13 protein-coding genes are annotated in these 15,433 nt (G+C 72.7%); 7 read left to right on the top strand and 6 right to left on the bottom strand.

All coding sequences use genetic code 11. From position 1 onward, the window contains the following. Window positions 1-51: 51 nt before the first annotated feature. The 5 genes from ACIRBY_RS21290 to ACIRBY_RS21270 all read right to left on the bottom strand — a co-directional run bounded on the left by ACIRBY_RS21290 (window position 52) and on the right by ACIRBY_RS21270 (window position 5,352). Window positions 52-750, bottom strand: coding sequence for a phosphatase PAP2 family protein (locus ACIRBY_RS21290; RefSeq protein ID WP_403902386.1), 699 nt, complete (start codon window positions 748-750; stop codon window positions 52-54). Between the two features lie 199 nt (window positions 751-949). After that, window positions 950-1,960 carry an NlpC/P60 family protein gene (locus ACIRBY_RS21285; protein WP_403902879.1) on the bottom strand — a complete coding sequence of 337 codons (1,011 nt, stop codon included), beginning with the start codon at window positions 1,958-1,960 and terminating at the stop codon, window positions 950-952. Between the two features lie 76 nt (window positions 1,961-2,036). After that, window positions 2,037-3,728 (bottom strand): serine/threonine-protein kinase, encoded by a 1,692-nt coding sequence (locus tag ACIRBY_RS21280; RefSeq protein WP_403902384.1) that lies wholly within the window; start codon window positions 3,726-3,728, stop codon window positions 2,037-2,039. A 168-nt stretch (window positions 3,729-3,896) separates the two neighbouring features. Beyond that, window positions 3,897-4,691, bottom strand: a complete 795-nt coding sequence (locus ACIRBY_RS21275) for a thioesterase family protein (RefSeq protein ID WP_403902382.1) — start codon at window positions 4,689-4,691, stop codon at window positions 3,897-3,899. Window positions 4,692-4,743: 52 nt separating this feature from the next. Next, window positions 4,744-5,352, bottom strand: a complete 609-nt coding sequence (locus ACIRBY_RS21270) for a LysE family transporter (RefSeq protein WP_403902381.1) — start codon at window positions 5,350-5,352, stop codon at window positions 4,744-4,746. A 423-nt stretch (window positions 5,353-5,775) separates the two neighbouring features. Between ACIRBY_RS21270 and ACIRBY_RS21265 the strand changes: the two genes are divergently transcribed. The 7 genes from ACIRBY_RS21265 (at window position 5,776) to ACIRBY_RS21235 (ending at window position 14,707) form a co-directional block, all read left to right on the top strand. Beyond that, entirely contained in the window at window positions 5,776-6,606 is an 831-nt protein-coding gene (locus ACIRBY_RS21265) for a pentapeptide repeat-containing protein (RefSeq protein WP_403902379.1), read from the top strand. Between the two features lie 361 nt (window positions 6,607-6,967). Then, window positions 6,968-7,276: a hypothetical protein gene (locus ACIRBY_RS21260; RefSeq protein WP_042818271.1), complete on the top strand. Its 309-nt coding sequence runs from the start codon at window positions 6,968-6,970 to the stop codon at window positions 7,274-7,276. A 105-nt stretch (window positions 7,277-7,381) separates the two neighbouring features. Continuing rightward, complete coding sequence (locus ACIRBY_RS21255; protein WP_403902377.1) at window positions 7,382-8,194, top strand: hypothetical protein; 813 nt, start codon at window positions 7,382-7,384, stop codon at window positions 8,192-8,194. Continuing rightward, entirely contained in the window at window positions 8,184-9,524 is a 1,341-nt protein-coding gene (locus tag ACIRBY_RS21250; protein WP_403902376.1) for a hypothetical protein, read from the top strand. Before ACIRBY_RS21255 ends, ACIRBY_RS21250 begins: the two co-directional genes overlap by 11 nt. Beyond that, window positions 9,521-11,080: an SCO6880 family protein gene (locus tag ACIRBY_RS21245; RefSeq protein WP_403902375.1), complete on the top strand. Its 1,560-nt coding sequence runs from the start codon at window positions 9,521-9,523 to the stop codon at window positions 11,078-11,080. The genes ACIRBY_RS21250 and ACIRBY_RS21245 overlap by 4 nt, the downstream gene beginning before the upstream one ends. A 19-nt stretch (window positions 11,081-11,099) precedes the next feature. Beyond that, window positions 11,100-12,518 carry an ATP-binding protein gene (locus ACIRBY_RS21240; protein WP_366456430.1) on the top strand — a complete coding sequence of 473 codons (1,419 nt, stop codon included), beginning with the start codon at window positions 11,100-11,102 and terminating at the stop codon, window positions 12,516-12,518. A gap of 5 nt (window positions 12,519-12,523) precedes the next feature. Further along, window positions 12,524-14,707 carry a hypothetical protein gene (locus ACIRBY_RS21235; protein WP_403902374.1) on the top strand — a complete coding sequence of 728 codons (2,184 nt, stop codon included), beginning with the start codon at window positions 12,524-12,526 and terminating at the stop codon, window positions 14,705-14,707. Here ACIRBY_RS21235 and ACIRBY_RS21230 read toward each other — a convergent pair. Further along, window positions 14,704-15,267, bottom strand: a complete 564-nt coding sequence (locus ACIRBY_RS21230; protein WP_403902373.1) for a GNAT family N-acetyltransferase — start codon at window positions 15,265-15,267, stop codon at window positions 14,704-14,706. The genes ACIRBY_RS21235 and ACIRBY_RS21230 overlap by 4 nt on opposite strands. Window positions 15,268-15,433: the final 166 nt, after the last annotated feature.

Here is a 15,433-nt window from a genome sequence, read left to right as displayed (position 1 = left end):
TGTGCCTGCTGGTGGCGCTGCTGCTCGCGCTGTGGAACCCCTGAAGGGGCCTCAGGCGGCGAGGTCGCTCTCGGCCGGCCGCTGGGCCAGCTCCACGGGCCGGGCCACCACCCGCTCCCGGGCCCGTACGAGCCGGCCCAGGCGCGGGGCCCGCGCGAGCGCCCGCACCAGCGGGGTCAGCCCGGCCATGGCGAGCGGCGCGAGGACGAGCACGACGGCGGTGCCGAGCGCGAAGCCCCCGATGACGTCGGTCGGGTAGTGCACGCCCAGGTAGACGCGGCACAGCCCCTCGGCGAGCGCGAGCCCGATGCCGACGAGGCCGAGCCGGCGGTTGGCGAGGAACACCCCGATGCCCAGGGCCATGGCGAGGGTGGCGTGGTCGCTGACGAAGGAGAACCCGGCGCCCGGCCCCCCGCCCGCGCCCCCGAGCACCTCCAGGCCCTCGTGCGCGACGTACGGGCGCGGCCGCGCCACGAGCTGGCGCAGCGGCACGTTCACGAGCAGGGCGAGGGCGGCGGCCAGCGGGGCCCACACCAGTGCGGCGAACGACTCGGCGGCGGCCGCCTCGTCCTGCCGCCGCGCGGCGCGCCAGCACCAGAGCACGAGCAGCACCATGGCGAGCGGCAGCCCGTAGGACGCGAGCAGGGCGACGCCCCGGTCGAGCCAGCCGGGGGCGTGCCGGGCGACGCTGTTGATCCGGTACAGCAGGCTGACATCCACATTCGGCCCACCGGTCGTGAGTCCAGCCATGTGACGCGGCCCCTTGCTTGCCTAGGTCCCGTGTGGCGCACGGCGGTGTGCGCCCCTCCAAACCCCCCCGCCGATCAACCCCCGTGTCCATGGAACGCCCGTTCCCACGGGCATGGTTCCACTCTCCATCGAATGATCACTGCAACGTTATCCAAGAGTGACTCGTCATCGCAGCTCAGGGCCTGTACTTCACGGAGCGTCACGAGGCCTTCGGAGCAGCCGGCGAACGCTCCGGAAGCGCCTCCGCACCCTCCTTGGTCACCCGGGTCGCACCGAAGTAGTCGGGGGTGTCGATCTTGTCGAAGCGGATGACGGCGCCGGTGCGCGGGGCGTTGATCATGTAGCCGCCGCCCACGTACAGCCCGACGTGCCGGATCTCCCGGGAGTTCGTCAGATCGTCGGAGAAGAAGACCAGATCGCCGGGGAGCAGTTCGGCGCGCGAGGGGTGCGGCCCGGCGTTGTACTGGTCGTTGGCCACGCGCGGCAGCTCGACCCCGACGGTCTCGTACGCCGCCTTGGTCAACCCGGAACAGTCGAACCGCCCGTTGTCCTCGGGCGTCCCGTCACCACCCCACAGGTACGGCGTCCCGAGCTGCTTCTGCGCGAAGTACACGGCGGCGGCGGCCTGCTGAGAGGGCGACACGCGGCCGACGGGACGCGCGAAGCTCTTCGCCAGGTCGGTGATCGACTTCACATAGCCCTGGGTCTCCTTGTACGGGGGCACTCCGCCGTACTTGATGACCGCGTACGCACCGGCGTTGTAGGCCGCGAACATGTTCGACGTCGCGTCACCGGGCACCTTCGCCACGTCCTTGGCGAGCTCGCAGTCGTACGAGGCCGCCGAAGGGATCGCGTCGTTGGGGTCCCAGATGTCCCGGTCCCCGTCACCGTCCCCGTCGATGCCGTGGCCCGCCCAGGTCCCGGGGATGAACTGCGCGATCCCCCGGGCGTCGGCCGGGCTGACGGCCCTCGGGTCCCAGCCGCTCTCGGAGTACAGCTGGGCCGCGAGCAGCGCGGGCGTGAGCGCCGGGCACAGAGTGCCCCATTTCTGCACCAGGTCCTGGTACTTGCCGGGCACCGCGCCCTTCACCAGTCCGAGCGGCCGACCTCCGCGCGCACCGCCCGCGAGTCCGGCCGCCGCCGAGTACGTACCGACCACGATGAGCACGAGGAAGCTCAGACAGACCCCGAGCCCGATTCCGCCTGCCATCCAGAATCTGCGCATCCGTCAACACTCCCCCATCCCCGTCACTTTCACGTGTGAATCGCCCGTGTCGCCGGTCGTACTACCCCACTCGGAAGCCCGAGCAGGCGATGCTCGTGTACTTCGTGGGGTCATCCTCGACGTGGTAGAAGACCAGCGTCCAGTCCCCAGGGTCGTTGGCGATGGGCACGCCGGCGTACGCCCTGCCCTGCACGTGCTCCGCGAAGTCGTCCGGGTAGGTGAGGGTCAGGAACTCGCCCGTGTCCCACTTGCCGTAGATGTCGACCGGCTTGCTCGTGAACCCGACCGTCTTGTTGTCCACCTTGTAGGGCGTGCCCGTCTGCGGATCCAGGTCGTGCGGAGACCGGACCGCCACCGACACGTAGTACGGCTCGGGCCTGGTGTGGTTCAGGTCCGCGTACTTGATCCGCATGTCGACGGCCACGGACTTCCCCGACACCTTGACGGCGTACTGGATGCCCTCGCCGGGCGACTTCTGCTCGGCGGGCAGGTTGCACTGCCCGACCCCGTGGGCGGCCATGTCCGGATCGGCCGACGGCTTCCAGAAGTAGTGGGAGATCTGGTTGTCCTCGATGTACTCGGCCGGGGGCTTGGCACCACCCTTGGAAGCGGCCGGCGAAGCGGGCCCGGCCGTACCGCCGCCGGCCGGGGCCACCGGGGTCTGCGGGGGCGTCGCCGCGCCGGCCGCACCCCCGCCGCGGGCCCGCTCGCCCCGGCCGCCGTTCCCGTCGAACGGGAGCAGCTTCCAGGCCGCCAACGAGAGCGCGAGGACCGCGGCCGTACCCCCGGCGACCCACACCGTACGGCGCCCGGCGCGCCGTACGGGCACGGCCTGGACCGCACCCTGCGTCGGCACGTACGGGTACCCCGGCCCCTGCGTCCGCATCTCGTGGAGCGGGACGGGCTCCCCCAGCGCCAGCAGCGCCGTGTACACGGGGTCGTCCAGCAGCGCGTCCCGCACCCCGCAGCGCCGGATCACCTCGGCCGGGTCCGGACGGGCCGCCGGGTCCTTCGCCACGCAGGCCTCGATCAGCGCCGCCAGCTCCGGTTCCACCCCGGCCACGTCGACCGGCTCGTGCACCGCCCGGTACCCCACGGTCGCCGCCACCCCGGTGCCGAACGGCGCCCGTCCGGTCGCCGCGTACGCCAGCGTCGCGCCGAGCGCGAACACATCGGCCGCAGCGGCGGTCTCACCGCCCAGCAGCACCTCCGGGGCCGTGTAGCCCGGTGTGCCGGGCGCCTGCCCGTCCTGGGTCAGGGCCGTCGCGCCGACCCCGCGCGCGATGCCGAAGTCGATCAGCTGGGGCCCCTGCGCGCCGAGGATGACGTTCTGCGGCTTCAGGTCCCGGTGCGTGACTCCGTACGCGTGCACGCTCGCCAGCCCTTCGGCCAGCGCCGCGCCCAGGCGGCGGCAGGTCTGCGGGGGCAGGGCCCCGCGCGCCCCGACCGCGTGGCCGAGCGTGGGGCCCGCGACGTACTCGGTGGCCAGCCAGAAGGGCGCCGACTCCAGCGAAGCGTCGATCAGGTTCGCCGTGTACGCGGACCGCACGGCCTGGACCGTCCGCGCCTCGCGCCGGAAGCGGGCCAGGGCCTCGGGGTGCCCCGTGATCTCCTCACGCACCACCTTGACGGCCACCAGCCGCCCGCCGGGCGACCGCCCGAGGTACACCTGCCCCATCCCGCCGGCACCGAGGCGCGCCAGCAGCGCGTGTGCCCCTATGGACGCGGGATCGATCTCTCTGAGCGGCTCCACCCGACCGAGACTGCCACACCGACTGCCTTGTTCTGAAGGCGGGTTGACGCCCGCTCGGCGAACCTGGCCGGGCCCGGCACCCGTCGGCGGACCGGCCCGGGACCGTGCCCGGAGGGCGGGACGGACCTCCGGGTTCCACCGCCTCGGGTCCCCGCCCGGCGAACGGCGTCAGCGCGCCGCCACGAACAGGCTCTGCGCGCTCCGCCCGATCGGCCCCTTCTCGTCGTGCAGCCGCGCGTCGGCCAGTCCGATCCCGCCCGCGTCCACGCTCGTCCGCGCCTCGACGCACACCCACTCCCCCACGGGATGCCGGTGCAGATGGACGCTCAGATCACCGTTGACGAAGACGAACCGCCCGAAGTCCATCACCGCGCTGATCCCGTTCCCCGAATCGGCGGCGACCAGCACCCGGTCCAGCGGCCGCACCGCCTCCCCCGCGACGAGCGGCACGCGCATCCGCATCCAGCAGGTCCCCGGCCCCGGGGCGGTGAAGGACCCTTCCGTGAACCGGGTCTCCATCGAGGAGTGGTACCCCGTCTCCCACGGCACGGGGAAGAACGGCGTCACCCCCACCTCCCCCGGCGGCGGCACCAGCGCCCCCTGCCCCACCGCCGGCACCGGCTCCCCGGCCACCCGGATCCGCAGCGCCCGCGCCAGCATCACCGGCGCGTCCGCACCGGCCGGGGTGAGGGCCGCCTCGACCACCTCGGTGCCCCGCCCGGCCCGCAGCACCGACGTGGCGACGGCCAGCTCCCCGATCGGCACCGGCCGCAGGATCTCGTACGTGATCCGGGCGACCCGCATGTCATCGCGCGCCCCCGGCCGCTCCTCCACGGCCCGCCCGAGCAGCGCGGCGGGCGGGCCGGCGTGCTGCGCGCCCGCGTCCCACGGCCCGCGCGTCGCCTCGGTGGCCCGGAAGCGGCCGTCCCCGATCCGTTCGTAGAACCCGTCCTCAGCATCCATGCCGCCGCACGCTACCCACAGGTAACCCGCGGCACCACCCCCGCCACCCGCCTCAGCGGGCGAACCCGAGTCCGACCCCCAGCGCCACCAGGACCGACCCGATGGCCCGGTTCAGCGCCTTCTGCGCCCTGAGCATCCGCTCGCGCAGCGCGGAGTGGGAGAAGAACAGCGCCACCGCCCCGAACCACAGCAGGTGCGCCGCCGACATGAACAGCCCGTACCCGGCCTGCCGCCACGCGGGCGTGTCGGGGTTCACCACCTGCGTGAAGGTGGACACGACGAACAGCGTGGTCTTGGGGTTGAGCACGTTGGTGAGGAACCCGTTGCGCAGGGCCCCCAGCCGCGTCAGCTCCGGCTTCGACGCCAGGTCCACCGTCAGCTCGGCCCGCGCCCGGAAGGTACGGATCCCGATCCACACCAGGTACGCGGCGCCCGCCAGCTTGATCGCCGTGAACAGGGCGGTCGAGGAGGCGATCAGCAGCCCCACCCCGAGCATCGTGTACGAGACGTGCACCAGCACCCCGCCCGCGACCCCCGCGGCCGCGAACAGCCCGGTGGACCGCCCGTACAGATAGCTGTTCCTCACGACCATCGCGAAATCGGCCCCGGGGCTGATGACGGCGAGCAGCGTGATGATCCCTACCGCGATCACTTCTGTCATGCGCAGATCCTCACTCCGGCCCGCACACCCGATCAAGCCCTCCCACCCGAAACCCACTTGAGCCCCACCCCCCGCCCCGGCACCACCGACCCGCACTCCCCACCCGCCGACACCGCGGGCCTGCACGCCCCGCAAGCCCCGCCGCCCTGCACGCCCCGCACCACCACCCCGCGGGCCCCACACCCCGACACCACCACCCCCCGGCACCACCGGCCCGCCACCCCACACGGCCCGCACCCCGGCACCGCCCCGGCACCCCGGCCCCGCACCCCGGCGCCACCACCCCGCGGGCCCCGCACCCCGACACCACCGGCCCGCCACCCCACACGCCCCGCACACCCCGCCCCGGAACCCCCGGCACCGCCGCCCCGCCCCGGGACCCACCGCGACGCCCGCCCTCCCCCCACCCGTCACAATGAACGGGTGTCCAGCACCCCCCGCACCCCCCTCCCCGCCCTCCCCCTCCTCCAGGCGGACTGCGCGAACTGCTTCGCGCTCTGCTGCGTCGCGCTGCCCTTCGCGAAGTCGGCCGACTTCGCCGTGAACAAGGCCGCCGGCACCCCCTGCAAGAACCTCCGGCAGGACTTCCGCTGCGGCGTCCACGCACGCCTGCGCGACCAGGGGTTCCAGGGCTGCACCGTCTTCGACTGCTTCGGCGCGGGCCAGCAGATCTCCCAGGTCACCTTCGGCGGCCGCGACTGGCGCGAGCACCCCGGCACCCGGGCCGAGATGTTCGAGGCCTTCCCGGTCATGCGCCAGCTCCACGAGCTGCTCTTCTACGTCTCCGCGGCCCTGGACCTCCCGGCGGCGGCACCCCTCCACCCGGCCCTGCGCACGCTCCTGGCGAAGACCGAGGCCCTCACCCGGGCGGACGCGGCGACCCTCACCGCCCTCGACGTCCCCGCCCTCCGCCAGGAGATCAACGAGCTCCTCCTGAAGACCAGCGAGCTGGCCCGCGCCAAGACCCCGGGCCGCAGGAAGAACCACCGCGGCGCCGACCTGATGGGCGCCCGCCTCGCCGGAGCCGACCTGCGGGGGGCCAACCTGCGCGGCGCCTACCTGATCGCCGCCGACCTCGGCCGCGCCGACCTGCGCGGAGCCGACCTCATCGGCGCGGACTTCCGCGACACCAACCTCCGGGGCGCCGACCTGCGCGACACCCTCTTCCTCACCCAGCCCCAGCTCAACGCCGCCCAGGGCGACCCCGCGACCCGCATCCCCGCCACCCTCGCCCGCCCCGCCCACTGGACGTGACCCGGCAGGGGGCGGCCCGGCACCGTCCCCGTGCGCCCCGCGCGCACCCACACGCCCCCCGAGCGCCACGCCCGCACCACACCCGCGGCGCGCCGGCCCCCGGACCTCCAGTCATTGCCCGAGGTCACCCCCCGTGATACACAGAGTGACCAGGTCAGGCCATGCGTACGAACGCACACACGCGCATGCGCACACGCGCACGCACCCCCACGCACCGGCACGCACGGCCCAATACGCGGGACATCGGGTAAAGAGACCGGCCAAGTCGACGACGGCCGACGTTTCATCAGCGAAGATAGTGCGTGACCCCTGCCATCGGGCACGGGCTACCGGAACTACCCATACAGGGGCGGTGAGTTACATGATCCTGGCAGCCGAAAAGGGCGACATCACCACCATCATCGGCGGAATCGCCCCGAACTGGGGGCCGTTCGGCAGTCTCGGCAACGAAGCGAAGGTCATGATCGAGGTCATCATGGCCGTGGCGATCCTCCTCTGCCTCGGCATCGCCATCTGGGGCGCCGCCAAGCAGCGCATCGGCGCCACCGCGCTGCGCGACACGTTCAGCGCGGAACAGGGCAAGGGCCTGATCGTGGCCGGTCTGACCGGAGTCTTCATCATCGGCTCCCTCGGCACCCTCTTCACGATCGTCTACGGAATGGCCGTCTAGCAGGACCACCGCGGCCGGCCGCACCCTGATGAGGAATCACCACACCGCGCCTGCGCGGAAACGAGCGCTACCGTCGTACGACGCGGAGGGGGCGGACGACAGGCAATGAGCAACGACGACCAGTACGGCGGGGGCGCCGGCCACGGCGAGGTGGGCGGTACGGGCCAGACCCGTACCCGCCTCCCGGACTCCCCCTCCGACGCCTACGGCACCCCCCGCCGCACCCCCCGCGCCTCGCGCGGCCTGATCACGGTGGTCGGGGTCGTGGTCCTGCTCATCGCCGCCATCGCCTTCGCGAACCGCTCCCAGAACACCCCCGAACCCCCCACATCGAACAAACCCCCAACCACCAACCCCACCAACCCCACGGGCACCGCCCCGGTGGCCAAGGGCTTCGCCCACGACGAACAGGGCGCCCAGTCCGCGGCCGCGAACTACGCGGTGGCACTGGGTTCCGACGGCATGTTCAGGAAAGACACCCGGCACACGATCACCGACGGTGTCTACACACCTGAAGCGGCGGCCCGCCTCAAAGCCCCTCAGGACGCCGCGTACTCCCCGGCGTTCCTCGCCAAGCTCGGACTCGATCCGAACGGCATCCCGCCCCAGGCCAACACCTTCATCAGCCGGACCATCCCCGTGGGCACCCGGGTGGAGAGCTACGCCTCCGGCACCGCCCGGATCTCGGTCTGGGCCACCGGCCTCATCGGTATGTCCGGGGAGAAGTCCACCGACCCCGTCCGGACCACTTGGAAGACCTGGGTCTTCGACCTGGCCTGGTCCGGCGACGACTGGAAGATCTCCGCCGACAGCCAGCAGGACGGACCCGCCCCCGTGCCCGGCGACGTAGCCGCCTCGTCGGCCGACGACATCAGCAAGGCAACCAAGGAGTTCGGAGGGTTCACTTATGCCCGCTAGCCTCCGGCTCCGGGCGGCCGGCGTCATCGCCTCCGCCCATCTGGCCGTCGTGGCACTGGCGACCCGTTCCTACGCCGCGCCCACACCACCCGCCTCCACTTCCCCGGTCCCCTCACTCTCCCCCTCGCCCTCGGCGACCGCACGGGCCAACGAGGACTGCAAGCTCCTCGTCGGGTCGGCCAAGGACTACTGCGAGAAGGGCGACGGCGGAGGCAGCGGCGGCGGCAAGGCAGGCCTCTCCAACGACCCCACCGACGCCCTCAACCCCCTCGCCTCCCTAGCCCGCGGCTGCGCCGACGCGGCCGCCTGGATCGTCGGGAAGCTCAGCGAAGCCGTCAAGGGCACCGCCACCGTCGACTTCACCAACGCCGCCTTCCTCCAGCAGTACGCGGTCGTCTTCGCCGCCAGCACCGTCCTCACCCTCGTCCTCTGGCTCCTGGCCGTCGCCAAGCGCGCCATCCGCGGCGTCCCCCTCTCCACCGCCCTCTCCGAGGCCATCGGCTTCCTCTGGCTGACGGTCCTGGCCTCCGCCTTCACCCCCCTGATCCTCTACACCGTCGTCTCCGCCACCGACGGCGTCACCGACGTCATCGCCTCCGCCACCGGCAGCCAGGGCGACGTCTTCTTCGGCTCCTTCACCGACGCCCTCAAGAAGGGCGAGGACATCGGCGGCGGCCCGATCATGCTGATCGTCGTCGCCCTCGTCACCGTCCTCGCCGCCGGCGTCCTCTGGCTGGAGCTCGTCATCCGCGCCGCCCTGCTCTACGTCGGCGCCCTCCTCGGCACCGTCGTCTACGCCGGACTCGTCGACCGCAACATGTGGGGCCACGTCCGCCGCTGGGCCGGCATCATGATCGCCGTCATTCTCGTGAAGCCGGTCATCGTCATCGTCCTCGGCCTCGCCGGAGCCCTCTCCGGCGAGAAGGGCCCCAACGCCTTCTCCGCCGTCGTCTCCGGCCTCGCCATCATCCTCCTGGCGATCTTCGCCTCCGCCATGATCTACCGGTTCGTGCCCGGCTTCGGCGACGAGATCGCCTCCGCCCGCAGCAACCGCAAGCAGGCCACCGACGGCGCCCAGGCCGCCGCCGTCATCAGCTCCCCGGCCTCCCTCGTCTCCCAGGGCATCAAGACCCACAGCAGCCGCGGCGGCGCCCACCGCGCCGGAGGCGGCGGCTCCACCGGCGGCGACGCCAACCAGATCTCCGGAGGCATGGCCGCCCACAGCAGCCGCGGCTCCGGCAGCGGGACCGGCGGCGGAAGCGTCCCGCCCGCCGCACCCCCGCCCCGCACTGGCTCGAGTACGAGGAACACAGGAGGTGACGGGCGTTGACGACCCAGTCCCACCAGCTCCACCCGGTCGCGCCCCGCCGCACGTATCTCATCGGCCGGGCCCGGCCGAACGCGATCGTCGGCAAGAACCGCGAAACCGGCGAGATCGCGCTGATCATCGTCGGCGCGTTCCTCGGCATGATGAGCGGCCTGCTCGTCCCCGACCTCACCCTGCGCATCGTCAGCCTCGCCGGCTTCCCGCTGCTCGCCCTCGCCGCCGTGTACGTGCCCTACAAGGGCCGCACCTTCTACCGGTGGTTCGAGATCAGCCGCAGCTACAAGCGCACCCTGCGCCGCGGCACCACCTATCGCTCCTCCGCCATGGAGGCCGGCACCCGCGCCGCCGACGGCCGCGAGGTCGAGGTCGGCCCGCCCCCCGGCATCGGCCGCATCAACTGGCTCGCCGCCCCCTTCGGCCCCGACGAGATCGCCGTCCTCCTCCACGCCGACCGCCGCACCGTCACCGCCGCCATCGAGATCGAGGGCCCCGGCGTCGGCCTGCGCGACAGCGAGGACCAGGAAGCCCTCGTCGACCGCTTCGGCACCCTCCTCAAACACGTCGCCAACGGCGACGGCTTCGTCACCCGCCTCCAGATGCTCGCCCGCACCCTCCCCGCCGACCCCGACGCCCACGCCAAGGACGTCGCCCAGCGCGGAGACACCACGGCCCCCACCTGGCTGCGCGACTCCTACGAGCAGCTCCAGTCGATGGTCTCCACCTCCTCGGAGCAGCACCGCGCCTACCTCGTCGCCTGCATGCACTACACCCGCGAGCTCGCCGCCGAGGCCACCACCATCGCCCGCGCCGGCAGCACCAAGGGCCGCAAGCTCGACCGCGACGCCGGCCTCGCCATCGTCATGGCCCGCGAGCTCACCGACATCTGCGCCCGCCTCGCCGAAGCCGACATCCGCGTCCGCCAGCCCCTCGGCCAGGGACGCCTGTCCTCCCTCGTGCACTCCATGTACGATCCGGACCACCCGATCGACCACATCCAGGCCATGACCAAGCGCAACGCCTGGCCCGCCGAGCTCGACGCCGTGGAGCCCACCTACCTCCAGGCCAAGACCCGCGAATCCTCCACCCGCGCCCCCTGGTGCCACGCCACCGCCTGGGTCAAGGAATGGCCGATGACCCCCGTCGGCGTGAACTTCCTGGCGCCCCTCCTCGTCCACACCCCGGACGTCATCCGCACCGTCGCCGTCACCATGGACCTCGAACCCACCGAGATCGCCATCGAGCGCATGCTCACGGAGAAGACGAACGACGAGGCCGACGCCTCCCGCGCCGCCAAGATGAACCGCACCGTCGACCCCCGCGACATCGCCGCACACGGCCGGCTCGACCAGAGGGGTGAAGATCTCGCCAGCGGCGCTGCCGGGGTCAACCTCGTCGGGTACATCACGGTGTCCTCGCGTTCCCCCGAAGCCCTCGCCCGCGACAAGCGCACCATCCGCGCCTCCGCCGGCAAGTCCTACCTGAAACTCGAGTGGTGCGACCGCGAGCACCACCGCGCCTTCGTCAACACCTTGCCGTTCGCCACCGGCATCCGACGCTAGCTGGAGGGAAGAGCCGCCCATGCGAGATCCCATGTCCGCGCTGACGGACGCCTTCACCAGCTTCCTCTTCGGCAAGGTCGAGACCACCCGCCTGCCCGTCCGCACCTCCACCGGCCAGGCCCAGGCCGTCTACCTGCCCACCGCCGCCCCCGGCCTCGGCGACTCCGGTGTGATCATCGGCCGCGAGGTCTACAGCGGCAAGGGCTACATCTACGACCCCTTCCAGCTCTACGGCCAGCAGCTCCCGGCCCCCCACTGGCTGGTCCTGGGCGAATCCGGCAACGGCAAATCAGCCCTCGAAAAGACCTACGTCCTGCGCCAGCTCCGCTTCCGCGACCGCCAGGTCGTCGTCCTCGACGCCCAGGGCGAGGACGGCGTCGGCGAGTGGAACCTCATCGCCCAGCAGCTGGGGATAACCCCCATCCGCCTGGACCCCATCGCCGCCAACGACGACGGGATCCGCCTCAACCCCCTCGACCCGGCGATCACCACGACCGGCCAGCTCGCGCTGCTCCGGACCATCATCGAGGTGGCGATGGGCCACGGCCTGGACGAACGCTCCGGCTTCGCCCTCAAGGTCGCGCACGCCTACGTCGTCGACACCATCCGGGACCGCCAGCCCGTCCTCACCGACATCGTCGAGCAGCTGCGCCACCCCGAACCCGAGTCCGCCCTCGCGATGAACGTCGACATAGACGACGTCCGGGCCTGGGGCCTCGACGTCGCGCTCGTCCTCGACCGCCTCGTGGACGGCGACCTGCGCGGCATGTTCGACGGCCCCACGACGGTCGGCATCGACCTCGACGCCCCCCTGATCGTCTTCGACCTCTCCCACATCGACCGCAACTCCATCGCCATGCCCATCCTCATGGCGATCGTCGGCGTGTGGCTGGAACACACCTGGATCCGGCCGGACCGGAAAAAACGGATCTTCCTGGTCGAAGAGGCCTGGCACATCATCAACAGCCCCTTCGTGGCCCAGCTGTTCCAGCGCCTCCTGAAGTTCGGCCGTCGCCTCGGCCTGTCCTTCGTCGCCGTCGTCCACCACCTCTCCGACGTCGTCGACGGAGCCGCCGCCCGCGAGGCCGCCGCCATCCTCAAGATGGCCTCGACCCGCACCATCTACGCCCAGAAGGCCGACGAGGCCCGCGCCACGGGCCGCGTCCTCGGCCTCCCGCGCTGGGCGGTGGAGATCATCCCGACCCTCACCCCCGGCATCGCCGTCTGGGACGTCAACGGCAACGTCCAGGTCGTCAAACACCTGATCACCGAGACCGAACGCCCCCTCGTCTACACCGACCGCGCCATGACGGAGTCCTCCACCCCCCAGCAGCTGCCCGACGACCTGCTGGCCGCGGAACTCGAAGCGGAGGAACGCGCCCTGTACATCGAACGCCAGCGGGGCACCGGCCCCGGATCCGCGACCACGGTGGCCTGACCGACATGCACGACGCCAGAGGTACGGAGCCCCGCGCACGCGGCGGCGGCATCCCCGACGGAGCACTGGTCGGCCTCCTGGCCTTCCTCCTCGGCCTCGCCGTCCTGGTGTGGTCGGCCACCGGCCTGGCGGCCCTCTTCGCGAAGGGCGCCTGGCCGGCCACGGTCACCTTCACCCGCACCCCCGGAGCCGTCCGCGCCCTGATAGCGCAACCGCACGACATCCCCGGCGCCTGGCCCGACACCGCCCCGGCGGCCCTCTCGGGCTGGGGCCTGTTCTGGGGCCTGTTCATCAGCCAGCTCCTGGTCCTCCTGGTCCTGACGATCTTCACCCTGGGCGTGGTGGCCCGCACGAAGGCCCGCCGCAGCACCCGCTCCCGCCAGCGGTCGAAGACCACGGACGAAACCGCGTCCACGGACCGGCACCCGGGCCCGAACACGGACACGGACGACAGCCCGAACGCCACCGCAGGCACGCACCGTCAGAGGGGCACGGGCGGCAACCCGGACGCACCCGCCAGCACGGACCGACGCAGGGGCACGGACTACAGCCCGAACGCCACCGCAGGCACGCACGGGCACACGACCGCAGGCACGCACCGGGCCGCGGTCACGGGCGCCAACCCGGGCCCCGTACCGGAAGGGCCCCGGGCCCCGTCCGATCACCCGGGCTCCCGCACGGCCACCGAAGCCGAACGGGGCCGGACCCCGAGCACGGCCGCGGCCCCCCGCACGGGCACGCCCCCGACCCCGGCCTCCGGGACACAACGGAACCCGGCCCCCGGCCCGCCCCCGGGCCCCGCCGGAGCGCGCCCGGACGCGGACCAGAACGGCACCCGACACGCCTCCCGCAGCGGAAACCCGTACGCGGACCGGCACGGAAACCCTCACGTGGACCGGCACGTGGACCCGAACGAGGACCCGCATACGGACTGGCGCGGAATCCCGGACGGAGAACGGCACAGGGACCCGCACACGGACCGGAACGGGAACCCGCACGGAAACCCGCACGCCCCCCGGAGCGGGACCCCGGACGAAGAGCCGGCGCCGGCGCCCGTACCGGCGCCCCCGGCCCCCTTCCCGGGGCCGTCGCAGCCCGCGGCGGCCGCCCCCCTGCCCTCCTCCGCCGCACACGCCCCGGTGTCCGCACCGGCCCCACGACACGGCCCGGCGCACCCGTCCGACTCCCCCCGCACCCCGGCACCCGCCCAGGAGGCCTACCGCTACGGCTTCGGCTACGCCCCGCCCGCCCGGACGGCACCCGCCCCGGCGGCCCACCGCCTCGCCTACGCAGCCCCCGCCGAACGCCACCACCTCGCGGCCCGGGCCGTCTCCGCCGCCGAGGGTTCCGTCCTCGTGGTCACGTCCTCCCCCGCCCTCTGGCAGGACACCAAGGACGCCCGCGCCAAACTCGGCCCGGTCCTCCTCTACGACCCCTCGCACCTGTGCGACACCCCGGCCCGCATGCACTGGAACCCCGCCGACGGCTGCGCCGACCGCGACACCGCCGCCGCCCGCGCGGTCGCCCTGCTGGCCCCCGTACGCCCCCAGGCCCGGCTCGACGCCGCCGTCGCCGACACCGCGGAGACCCTGCTGCGCAGCTGGCTCCAGGCGGCCGCCCTCGACGGGCTCCCGTTCAAGCAGCTGGCCCGCTGGGCCCAGGGCAACGGCTCCCAGGAACCGGTCCGGATCCTGCGGACCCACCCCCAGGCCGCCCCCGGCGCCGCCGGCGAACTCGAAAGCGCCCTGATCGCCCACCCCGAACGCCGCGAGCAGGCCCAGTACCTGACGGCCCGTGCCCTCTCCTGCCTGACCTCGGTCCACATCCGCGAGGCCTGCAACCCGAACCGAACGGACGCGCTCACGCTCGCATCGTTCGCGGCCGAAGGGGGCACCCTCTACGTAGTGGGTGAGTCCCTGGAGGACCCCCGCACCCGCCCGGGTGCGATGCCCCTCCTCACCGCACTCGCCTCGCACGTGGTCGAGCACGGCCGCCGCATGGCCGTACGGTCATCCCACGGTCGGCTCGACCCACCAATGACGCTGGTCCTGGAGGACGTGGCGGCCGTCGCCCCCGTCCCCCAGCTCCCCAGACTCCTCACGGACCGGGCACTGCCCCTCCTCGCCCTGTGCCGCAGCCGCGAACAGGCCCGCACCCGCTGGCCGGACTGGCCCGCCGACATCGGCTAGGGGCGGGAGATGACGTACTCGTGCTCCTTCGCGGACGGGTCGTCAGGCTTGGGGACCACCAGCCCGCTCGCCCGGAACCCGAACCGCCGGTAGAAGCCGGCGGCCCGCTCGTTCTCCTCGTGCACGAACAGCCGCGCACGCCCGAGCACCGGCTCCTGCCGCGCCCACACCCACTCCAGCGCCGCCTCGAACAGCGCGTCGGTGAGCCCGCTGCCCCGCTGCCCGGGCCGCACGAACACGCCGACGACGTGAGCCTGGTCGACGTCCACGACCTGGCCGAGGAAGTCGGATGTCCCCACGTCCTCGATGAACACGGACACGGACCCGTCCCACCGCCCGTCGGGCGCCTCGGCGATGATCTGCGCGACGTCCACGCCCTCCGCCGCGCCGGCTGCCCGCTCCTGCCAGAACTCGTCGGGCTTGGCCGCGGCCTGCTCGTAGGTCTCCAGGAAGGCCAGCGACGCGACAGGATCACGCAACGCGTCCAGCCTCAGCCCCCTGACCTTCTCCCACTCGTCGGCCCGCACGGCCCGGATCACATGCTGCTTCTGTTGCTCCATACCCACGCATCCAAACGCCCCGCGCACCGCAGGTCAACGAAATATCGACACCCGTACCGGCACCGGCCCGTAAACGCAGAAAAGCCCCGCACCAGAAGGTGCGGGGCTTTCCCACAATGATTGTTCGGCGGCGTCCTACTCTCCCACAGGGTCCCCCCTGCAGTAC

It is taken from the genome of Streptomyces sp. NPDC096136 (assembly GCF_044763325.1).
Classification (GTDB): Bacteria; Actinomycetota; Actinomycetes; order Streptomycetales; family Streptomycetaceae; genus Streptomyces.
This window is presented reverse-complemented; position numbering and strand designations above follow the sequence as displayed.

Excerpts from the sequence above, each read along its gene's own strand:
- ACIRBY_RS21290 (WP_403902386.1), bottom strand. The coding sequence starts at position 750 with ATGGCTGGACTCACGACCGGTGGGCCGAATGTGGATGTCAGCCTGCTG.
- ACIRBY_RS21285 (WP_403902879.1), bottom strand. The coding sequence starts at position 1,960 with ATGGCAGGCGGAATCGGGCTCGGGGTCTGTCTGAGCTTCCTCGTGCTC.
- ACIRBY_RS21275 (WP_403902382.1), bottom strand. The coding sequence starts at position 4,691 with ATGGATGCTGAGGACGGGTTCTACGAACGGATCGGGGACGGCCGCTTC.
- ACIRBY_RS21270 (WP_403902381.1), bottom strand. The coding sequence starts at position 5,352 with ATGACAGAAGTGATCGCGGTAGGGATCATCACGCTGCTCGCCGTCATC.
- ACIRBY_RS21260 (WP_042818271.1), top strand. The coding sequence starts at position 6,968 with ATGATCCTGGCAGCCGAAAAGGGCGACATCACCACCATCATCGGCGGA.
- ACIRBY_RS21255 (WP_403902377.1), top strand. The coding sequence starts at position 7,382 with ATGAGCAACGACGACCAGTACGGCGGGGGCGCCGGCCACGGCGAGGTG.
- ACIRBY_RS21250 (WP_403902376.1), top strand. The coding sequence starts at position 8,184 with ATGCCCGCTAGCCTCCGGCTCCGGGCGGCCGGCGTCATCGCCTCCGCC.
- ACIRBY_RS21240 (WP_366456430.1), top strand. The coding sequence starts at position 11,100 with ATGCGAGATCCCATGTCCGCGCTGACGGACGCCTTCACCAGCTTCCTC.
- ACIRBY_RS21235 (WP_403902374.1), top strand. The coding sequence starts at position 12,524 with ATGCACGACGCCAGAGGTACGGAGCCCCGCGCACGCGGCGGCGGCATC.
- ACIRBY_RS21230 (WP_403902373.1), bottom strand. The coding sequence starts at position 15,267 with ATGGAGCAACAGAAGCAGCATGTGATCCGGGCCGTGCGGGCCGACGAG.